The following is a 9,358-nucleotide window of genomic DNA, read 5'->3' as shown; positions in this document are numbered from 1 at the left end:
GCCACGCTCGGCGCCGCCCTCACGTTCGGTGCCCCGGGCGCCCTCGCGGGCACGCTCCCCGTCGTCCCCTCCACCGTGCCGGCCGCCAAGGCCCACGCTCCGGCCGCCGCGCCCGCTTCCCAGAGTGCGGCCTGGGTGGCCGGCACACGTGCCTACCTCGTGATCGCCGCCCCCGGTGACACTTCGGCGGTCCGCTCCGCGATCGCGGCCAACGGCGGCACCGTCTTCTCGAGCTTCGACGCCATCGGCGTGATCGTCGCCCACTCGGCGTCCAGCGGATTCGCCGCCACCATGCGCGGCGTCGCCGGCGTGCAGCAGGTCGGCGCCACGCGCACCTCGGACGTCCCGGCCGACGCCTACAACCCGGCACTCCCGGCCAATCCGGCTCAGGCCTCGACCCCGGCCGGAGAACCGGTCCGGGCCGACATGAGCCAGATCAAGGCCGACCAGGCCTGGGCCGTGAACCCGGGCTCCGCCGCAGTCAAGGTCGGCATCCTGGACACCGGTGTGGACGACCAGCACCAGGACCTGGCGCCCAACTTCAACGCGGCCGACTCGGTCTCCTGCGCCTACGGCAAGCCCGACACCCGTGCCGGCGCCTGGCGGGACGTCGACACGCACGGCACCCACGTAGCGGGCACCGTCGCCGCGGCCAAGAACGGCAAGGGCGTCGTCGGCGTGGCCCCCGGAGTGACGATCTCCGCGGTCCGGGTCGCCGAGCCGGGCAACGCCTTCTTCTTCGCCGAGAACACCATCTGCGGCTTCGTCTGGGCCGGTGACCACGGCTTCAAGGTCACCAACAACAGCTATTACACGGACCCGTGGCAGTTCAACTGCCCGGACAACATCGACCAGGCCGCCATCATCGAGGGCGTCAACCGCGCCCAGGAGTACGCCGAGAGCAAGGGCTCCCTCCAGATCGCCGCCGCGGGCAACGAGAACTACGACCTCGCCCACAAGACGACCGACTCCGCGAGCCCGAACGACTCGACGCCGGTCACCCGCACCATCACCAACGCCTGCCTCGACATCCCGACCGAGCTGCCGGGCGTGGTCACGGTTGCGGCCAACGGCACGGGCGTCACCAAGGCCTCGTTCTCCAACTACGGGCAGGGCGTCATCGACGTCGCCGCGCCTGGCAGCAACGTGTACTCCACCGTCCCCGGCGGCGGCTACGGCAGCAAGAGCGGCACCTCGATGGCCACCCCGCACGTGGCAGGCGTGGCGGCACTCATCGCCAGCGCCAACCCGGGCATCACCCCGGCGCAGATCCGCGCCAAGCTGGCCGCCCAGGCCAACGACATCGCCTGCTCCTCGGACAGCCGCTGCACGGGTACGACGGCCAACAACTCGTTCTTCGGCGAGGGACAGGTCGACGCCCTCAAGGCCGTCGGGACCACCCCGCCGCCCGGCAAGTACTTCGAGAACCTCGCGGACTTCGCCATCAACGACAACGCGACCGTGGAGAGCCCGATCGCCGTCACCGGCGTGACCGGCAACGCCCCGGCCACCCTCAAGGTGGGTGTGGACATCAAGCACACCTACATCGGTGACCTGAAGGTCGACCTGGTGGCGCCGGACGGCACCGTCTACACGCTGCACAACCACGCCGGCGGCAGCGCCGACAACCTCGCCCAGACCTACACCGTGAACGCCTCCTCGGAGGTCGCGAACGGCACCTGGAAGCTGCGCGTCAACGACAACGCCGCCTCCGACACAGGCAAGATCGACGCCTGGAACCTGACCTTCTAGCGCAGGGCCCGGCACCGCCCGCGTAGAGCACGCACTGCGCCGGCGACAACTCCCCGCCCGCGGGCCGCGGGCGAGTCGGGCCGGCGAACTGCTGGGCAGCAGAGGGCACATGGGTCTCGGCGGCGGTGTACGCCGCGGTCGGGGCCCATGTGCCGGAGCGTCCAGGAAGGCCGCGGACGGCCCGGGGCCGGTGTCCAACTCACCTTGCGTCTCCCTGAGGAGCCGCAGGGCCGCGTCCGCACTGACCGTCCGGGCGGGCACGGGCGACGGCTGGGCGGAAGGGAGCGCCGAGGTGGTCCTGTCGAGCATCGCCATGTACGTGGACGGCGTACCTCCATCCGTCCGCGGTCCGGTACAGGACGAGGCTGGTCGGTGTCCCGAGGGCGTACCAGTACGGTCGTCGTTTGCTCGCCGTGCCGGCACGGTACTGAGGTCTCACCGCTCCTCCGGTGCGTCGGGCGCCGCCGCGGACGTACGCGCCCTCCGACGGTCCGGATAAACGGATGGTCGGGGGCGAGCGTGACGCGGCAGGATGCTCCGCATGACCTTGCCCACCCCCGAACTGCATACCGCGCGCCTGCGACTGCGGCCGTTCACCGACGCCGACACGGCGTCGCTGTACGCGCTGCACAGCAGCGCCAACGTGCTGCGCTACTGGGACTCCCCGCCGTGGACCGAACCGGCCCGCGCCCAGCGCTTCATCGCGACCTGCCGGACGATCGAGGCGGAAGGCACGGGAGCGCGGGTGGCCGTCGACCGCGTCTCCGACGGCGCGTTCATCGGCTGGTGCGGCCTGACCAGCTGGAACCCGGACTTCCGCAGCGCGTCCCTGGGCTACGTCTTCGAAGCCGCCGCGTGGGGCCATGGCTACGCCACGGAGACCGCTCACGCCGTCCTGCGGTGGGCGTTCGACACCCTGGACCTGAACCGCGTCCAGGCCGAGACCGACACCCGCAACGTGGCGTCCGCCCGGGTCCTGGAGAAGCTCGGCTTCGTCCGCGAAGGCACCCTTCGGGAGGACTGCGTCGTCAACGGCGATGTCTCCGACTCCTGGGTCTTCGGCCTCCTCCGCCGCGAGTGGCACCCGACGGCCGGCCGCTAGGACCGAGACCTGTTGTGCGGAGGACTTCTCCGCCGACGTGAGGGCTGACCGCCGACCGGTCACCAGTGGGGGGTGGGCGTGGTCGCGGTGCCGTCGTCGTCGCCGCGTACCGGTCGCGGGGGTTGGTTGAGGATCTCGCGGGCGGTGTCCCCGGCACCGTCTGCGGGGTGTCGCCGGGTCCGGCGGTCGAGGCGGCGGGCGGCGAGGCCGAGGAGCAGGGCTAGTGCCCGTTTCGTCCGTTCCACGGTGGTTCCTTCCTGGGAGGTCTGGGCATATCCACCGCGCACCTGAACAATGGACGTCAGTACGAGCTGGGGGCGGAATCATCTGGCTGATGAGGGGGTTGGGTGAGCGGCATTGCTGAGGACGGCCAGTTACCGGGTCTTCGCGAAGCGGCTGGGGGGACGGTGTCCGGCACACGGTTGTCCGAGGACGCGGTCCGGGTGTTCCGGTGGGTGAGCGATCAGGGATCGTGTGAGGCGAGCACGCTGGGCGCGACACTGGGGCTCCCGGAAATGGGTGTGGCCTCGGCCGTCGCGGCCCTGACCGACCTGTTGCTGCTGCGGCACCTGCCCGAGGAGCCGGACCGGTTGGTGCCGGTGGCCCCGGACGCGGCCATCGCCGCGCTGGTGGCGCCCAGGGAGGCGGGCCTGCGCCGGCAGCTCGCCGAGATCGACCGGCTGCGGGGCGAGCTGGCACTCCTGGCGCCCTTCTACGCGGAGGGCCGGCGCCGGTGGCAGGGGCGGGCGCCGCTGACGGAGGTGACGGACCTGAAGACGGTCGTGGGAATGATCACCGAGGCGACCATGCGGTGCCGGCAGGAGGTGCGCACCTGCCATCCCGGCGGGGGCCGCTCCCCGGCACTGCTGGAGCAGGCGTTCATCCAGGACCGGGACATGCTGCGCCGGGGCGTGCGGATGCGCACGCTGTACCAGCACACGGCCCGCTATCACCTGCCCACGCAGGAGTACGCGCGGCGGATGACCGACGAGGGGGCCGAAGTCAGGACGCTGAGCGAACTCTTCGGCCGGATGGTCGCCTTCGACGAGGAGACGGTGTTCATTCCGCACCAGGACGATCTGGACGCGGCCATCGTCATCCAGGACCCGTCCACGGTGGCGTATCTGTGCGCGACCTTCGACCACGCCTGGTCGCTGGCCGAGCCCTATCACCCGGCCTGGACGGAGAGTTCGGCGCGGGACGAGGTGAAGCAGGCCATCCTGCGGCTGCTGGCGGAGGGCATGAAGGACGAGATGGTGGCCCGGAGGCTGGGGATGTCGCTGCGCACCTGCCGCAAGCACATCGCCGAGATCATGGAGCAGCTGGGTGCGGCCAGTCGCTTCCAGGCCGGCTATCTGGCCCGAGTGCAGTCCTCCGGCCCGGCTGCGGCGGCTCCGGGGGGCGCCTGAGCAGCTCACCGGAGAGAACCCTGAGAACCGTGAGAGCGCGGAGAACGGGGAGAGTTCTCGGGGTCGCCTGCCGTCCGCTTCGGAGTGGACGTGGGCGGCCCGGTTTCCCTGGTCCGCATCGTGCCGGATGGTGCCGGAGCCGGAGCCGGAGCCGGAGCCGGAGCTGGAGCCGGTGCCGGTGCCGGAGCCGGTGCCGGAGCCGGAGCCGGTTGTCGGACGGCAGGCCCGGCCGCCGTGCTTCGGTCCGTTCGGGGACGGGCCCTGGCGCCGCGTCGGACCGGGTTCGCCCTGGCCGACACGGCCTACCGCCCGGTTCCCGGCGCCGCCGCTTGCTCCCGGGCGAACAGCAGGGTCAGCCAGGGAAGTTCGTAGCGCTCAGCCTCGGGGCCAGACGCCACGTGCGCGGTCACCTCGGGGCGGGACGGTGGAGCCAGGACGCCGACGTCGATCAGGTCCTCCAGGGCACGCTGCGCGTGCCTTCCGTCCGAGCCCAGGGCGCGGGCTGCGGTGGAGAGCGTGAAGGCCGGGCCCGGCAGCGCGGCCAGGGCATGGAGGGTGTCGCGGGTCGCGGAGGGAAGCCGGGCCCAGGCGCCGGCGAGACGGGCGCGGACCCCGAGCCCGCCGGAAGCCAGCTCGTCCAGGGCCTCCAGCGGATGTTCGAGACGGTCCGCGTACTGTCCGAGGGGCATGTGACGCAGCACGGACAGGCGGTTCCCGCCCGCCCGCAGGGCGAACGGGAGCAACCCGGTGGCGGTGACGATCCGCGTGGCCGCGGGGTACTCGGCGGCCACGCGGCTGTGCCCGACGATGCGGCCGAGCAGATGCAGAGCCTCCTCGACGGACAGCGGCGGCAGTTCGGTCCGGTGCACGGACTCAAGACAGGGCAGCCGGCTTCGGGAGGTGACCAGCGCGGCAGCGGTGCCGGACGGCGGCAGGAGCGGGTCGAGGGCCGTCACGTCGGGTGCGTCGTCCAGGAGCAGCAGGATCCGGCGGCCGGACAGCCAGGAGCGCCAGGCGGTGGTGGCCTCCTCCCGGTCGGTGGGCAGCCGCTCGGTGCGGCCCAGGGAACGGGCCAGTTCCGCCAGTACCGACGCCCACGGGCGCGGGGAGCCGTCCTCGGCGCACAGCCGGGTGGCGACCACGCCGTCCGGGTAGCGAGCGGCGAGGTGGTGCGCGACGTGCACGGCGAGTGCCGTCTTGCCGACGCCGGCCGGGCCGGTGAGGAGCACCGGGGGGCCGCCCTCACGACCCAACTGAACGCTGACGTCCTCCAGTTCCCCCTCCCGCCCGGTGAAGTCGGTGAGGTCCGGAGGGAGCAGCCGGGACCCGGTGGGTCCGCCCCGGGACCGGGACGGGGCCACCTCCTCCAGCAGGGAGCGGTAGGCGCTCTGCAGCGCCGCACCGGGTTCCAGGCCGAGTTCCCGGGAGAGCTGCTGACGGCAGTCGTCGTAGGCGGCCAGCGCCTCCGTTCTGCGGCCGACCCGGTGCAGAGCGGTGAGCTGGGCGGCGCGCAATCGCTCCCGCAGCGGGTGGCGGCTCACCATCTCGTCCACCGTGTCGGCGACCGGTGCCGGTTCGCCGGTCTCCAACTGTGCCTCCGCCCAGGCCTCGTACACGGTCAGTCGCCGGGCGTGCTGTCGCTCGACGGAGGCGCGCAGCACATCGGCATGGGCGGCGAGGTCGCTGAAGGGTTCGCCGCGCCACAGGGCCAGTGCCTGGCGGTACAGCGGGGCGGCCCGGCTCGGGGCGCTCGCGCGCACCTCGGCGTCCCCGCGCCGGGCCAGATCCTCGAAGCGCAGGGTGTCGCATTCGTCCGCGCCGAGATGAAGGACGTAGCCACCGGGACCGTGGCGCAGCCGGCCGAGGTCCTCGGGGTCGAGCACCCGGCGCAGGGTCGAGACGTACACCTGGAGGTTCTTGCGGGCGGTGCGCGGCGGATCGTCCGGCCAGACGGCGTCGGTCAGTTCCTCCAGTGACACGGGCATGTTCGGGCGGGTGAGCAGGACTGCCAGGACGAGGCGCTGTTTCAGCGGACCCAGCGGCAGCGGCAGACCGTCGCGGGAGGCTCGCAGCGGACCGAGGAGGGTGAGCAGCAAAGGGCTGCGGGCGCTGCCACGGCCGACGTCGGCGTTCTCTCGCGAAATGCCGGGACCGGTCTCCCCGCCGCGGCTTTCCGTGAAAGTGTCGCTCATTTTCCCTCAGCCCCTTCCCCAGCCGGTGTCGTCGGAGTTCTGGACGAGGAGAACAATTCCGTACACGAAAGCCTCCGGGGAGCTGTCAGGGGTGAGGTAATTCGCGAGGAGCCGTGAACACTTGGGAATGCAGAGGGAATTCCCTGTCGCCTTCACAGCATGGGCACAAGCCGGCGGCTGGGCCATGGCGCCGGGGGTGGTTCAAGGTGCATGCAGCAACGCACCCGCTGGGATAAACGGTAAATAAGCGTGCATAACATGATGAAGTGACTGACCGTGTCCGACCTCCGGGGCGAGCGGGCCGACCCCGCGCCGCGTACCGGACCCGAACCGGGCACCAACCGCCCGCGAACCGGGGGCGCGCACGCTGACGCCGCAGGTCCCGGAGACCCGACGGAGGTGACGCGATGCGGCTGGCGGAGATCATCGAGCTGCGTCCGGTGCCGGCTGCCGGGCTTCTCGCCACCCTCACCAGGCGCTGCCCGCTGAGCTGCGCCCACTGCTCCACCTCGTCGGGGCCGCGAGGGGAGGACACCCCGGCCGAGGCGCTGCGCCGCTTCGTCGGCGGCTTCACCGCCGGGGACCGTCCGGAGGTTCTGATGCTCACGGGCGGCGAGCCACTGCTGCGGCCCACGCTCGTGGGCGACCTCGCGGAACTCGCCGCGTCGGCCGGAACTCGGACGTCTGTGCTCAGCGGCATGTTCTTCGCGACCGAGGGACCGGTACCCGACCGCATCATGCGCGCACTTCGGCACGTCGCCCATTTCTCGGCGAGCATCGACGTGTTTCACGAACGTGAAGTGCCGCGGGCGGCGGCTTTCCGTGCGGTGCACCACATCATGGACAGCGGAATCGATGTGAGCTTTCACGTGGTGGGCAATTCGGTGGACGATCCCTATCTCGTGGACATCACCGCGTCCATTCGCGCAGAATTCCGGGACCAGGCGGCTGTACTCGTCAATCACGTCAGGCAGGTGGGGCGGGCGGCGGGGTGGACGGCCGCGCGGACGGTTCCGCTCCGAGGCGCCGGGGAGCAAGCCTTGGAGCGGGCCAGCGAGCGGGCCAGCGAGCGGGCCGGGGAGGGAACCGCCGCCGAGGGGCGGCCGGCGCCGTGCGCGATGGCGGCCTGGCCGGTGGTGGCCTTCGACGGCACCGTCACGGCCTGCTGCAACCAGCGTGTGGTGGACGCCCGCCCCTTGCCGGAGCATCTGCGGTTGGGACACATCGCCGTGGACGACTGGCCGCGGATACGGCGCCGCTGCCAGGAGTCACCCGTGCTGCGCACCATCCGTACCGCCGGCGTCGGATCCTGCGCGAGCTGCCGCGCCCTGGCCCGGCGGCCCGCGGCGCTGGCCGCCGCCGAACGGTCCGGGTCCCGTCCGGCGGCCGGCGCGATGGACGCGCTCGGCGCCCGGCTCCAGCGCGACGCCGGTGCCGCGGCGCTGCTGCGGCGGTACGGAAGTGAGCGGTACGCGCCCCTCGTGCTGCTCGACGGACGGGAGTCCGGCCGGGAGACCGGCTGCGCCACCGGCGGCGATGCCGGTCCTGAGACCGGCTGTGAAGCCGGTTGCGAAAGCGGCGGCGATGCCGGTCCTGAGACCGGCTGTGAAGCCGGTTGCGAAAGCGGCGTCGACGCCGGTCCTGAGACCGGCTGTGAAGCCGGTTGCGAAAGCGGCGGCGATGCCGGTCCTGAGACCGGCCGTGGAGCCGGCTGCGCCACCGGCCGCGATGCCCGTCCTGAAACCGGCCGCGAAAGCGGCGGCGAAGCCGGTCCTGAAACCGGCCGCGAACCCGGTTGCGAAACGAGCCGCGAAACCGGTGACGCGCCCAGCCGCCGCACCGGCCCGGCGGACACCCCCGCCCCCGAGTGCGGTCGCCACGGCAGTCGCGAAAGCGGTCGCGAATACGAGGAGGGTGGTGGTCCTGCATGAGCCCGAGCCCCTCCACCGTCGCGCGGCTACGCCTCGAACTGTCCCTCGTGGAGCCCGTGGTGCGGGCCGCCGCCGCCCGCATGTGGCGCAGCGACGCGGGGCTCCCCGGCCGGTACCGGCGCTACCTGTGCGCCATGCACCAGGTGATCCGCGCCTCGGTCCCGCTGATGGAGCGTGCCGCCGCGCGCTGCGAGGCGCTGCCGCACGACCCGGTGGCACCGCCTCTCGCGCGCTACCTGCGGGCGCACGCCGAGGAGGAACGCGGCCACGACGACTGGCTGCTCACCGATGCCGCCGCGTCCGGGACGGCGCCGGGCGAGCTGACCGACGCCGCCGCGCCGGCCCACGTCGCCGCCCTGGTGGGAGCGCAGTACTACTGGATCGAGCACAGCCATCCGGTGGCCCTCCTCGGCTACATCGCGGTACTGGAGGGCAACGCCCCCGCGCCGGGCCTGGCCGGCCGGCTGGCGCGGGAGACCGGGCTGTCGCCGGCCGCCTTCGAGACCGTACGCCTGCACGCGGACCTCGACGACGGGCACAGCGCGGACCTGGACCTGCTGATCGGCCGGCTGCCCCTCGACGCCGGGCAGCGCTCCCTGGTCGCCGTGAGCGCGCTGCACACGGTCGCCGCCCTCGCCGAGTTGTTCGACCGCATCGCTGCCACGGCACCGACCCCAATCGGAGAGCGCCCATGAATGACCACGCGCACGATCGCGACCGCCTCCGCGCGCTGGAGGACGCCGGGTTCCCGCTGGACAGCCTCTCCGCCGAGCAGCGGGAGGTGCTCCGGGACCTCAGCGCCGAGGAACTGACGCTGCTGCTGGGCCTGAAGGAGCGGTTGGACGCGGCCGAGCCGGAGGTGCAGGCGCACAGTGAGATCGCCGGCGGAGCGCTGTTCTGATGACGGGGACCGCACGGATGAGGCACTCCCGGCACCCCCGGTGCCCCCGGTGCCCCGAACCACCCCCGGAC

At 72.5% G+C, this 9,358-nt stretch carries 7 protein-coding genes and 1 pseudogene; 6 read left to right on the top strand and 2 right to left on the bottom strand.

Annotated elements, in window-relative coordinates; genetic code table 11:
- Both BZL64_RS34545 and BZL64_RS34540 read left to right on the top strand, forming a co-directional pair.
- Window positions 1-1,752, top strand: a 1,752-nt coding sequence (locus BZL64_RS34545) for a S8 family peptidase (protein WP_279634644.1), incomplete at its 5' end; no start/stop codon positions are given.
- 541 nt (window positions 1,753-2,293) lie between these two features.
- Window positions 2,294-2,854: a GNAT family N-acetyltransferase gene (locus BZL64_RS34540; RefSeq protein ID WP_086773026.1), complete on the top strand. Its 561-nt coding sequence runs from the start codon at window positions 2,294-2,296 to the stop codon at window positions 2,852-2,854.
- A 59-nt stretch (window positions 2,855-2,913) separates the two neighbouring features.
- On the opposite strand, the gene BZL64_RS34535 is transcribed toward BZL64_RS34540, so the two are convergent.
- A complete protein-coding gene (locus BZL64_RS34535; RefSeq protein ID WP_086773025.1) occupies window positions 2,914-3,099 on the bottom strand; it encodes a hypothetical protein in 186 nt (61 codons plus the stop codon).
- 270 nt (window positions 3,100-3,369) lie between these two features.
- Between BZL64_RS34535 and BZL64_RS34530 the strand changes: the two genes are divergently transcribed.
- Complete coding sequence (locus BZL64_RS34530; protein ID WP_086773024.1) at window positions 3,370-4,263, top strand: helix-turn-helix transcriptional regulator; 894 nt, start codon at window positions 3,370-3,372, stop codon at window positions 4,261-4,263.
- A 302-nt stretch (window positions 4,264-4,565) separates the two neighbouring features.
- On the opposite strand, the gene BZL64_RS34520 is transcribed toward BZL64_RS34530, so the two are convergent.
- On the bottom strand, window positions 4,566-6,455 hold the full coding sequence (locus tag BZL64_RS34520; protein WP_086773023.1) for an AfsR/SARP family transcriptional regulator: 1,890 nt from the start codon (window positions 6,453-6,455) through the stop codon (window positions 4,566-4,568).
- A 407-nt stretch (window positions 6,456-6,862) separates the two neighbouring features.
- Here BZL64_RS34520 and BZL64_RS34515 point away from each other — a divergent pair.
- The 3 genes and pseudogenes from BZL64_RS34515 to BZL64_RS34500 all read left to right on the top strand — a co-directional run.
- Window positions 6,863-7,939, top strand: a pseudogene (locus BZL64_RS34515) (radical SAM protein); the annotation flags it as partial.
- 443 nt (window positions 7,940-8,382) lie between these two features.
- A complete protein-coding gene (locus tag BZL64_RS34505; RefSeq protein ID WP_086773022.1) occupies window positions 8,383-9,081 on the top strand; it encodes an iron-containing redox enzyme family protein in 699 nt (232 codons plus the stop codon).
- Window positions 9,078-9,287: an aroma-sacti cluster domain-containing protein gene (locus BZL64_RS34500; RefSeq protein ID WP_086773021.1), complete on the top strand. Its 210-nt coding sequence runs from the start codon at window positions 9,078-9,080 to the stop codon at window positions 9,285-9,287. The genes BZL64_RS34505 and BZL64_RS34500 overlap by 4 nt, the downstream gene beginning before the upstream one ends.
- Window positions 9,288-9,358: the final 71 nt, after the last annotated feature.

Source organism: Streptomyces bobili (assembly GCF_002154575.1).
GTDB classification, from domain to species: domain Bacteria; phylum Actinomycetota; class Actinomycetes; order Streptomycetales; family Streptomycetaceae; genus Streptomyces; species Streptomyces bobili.
Note: the sequence above shows the minus strand (reverse complement) of the source record. Positions and strands in the feature narration are given on the sequence as shown.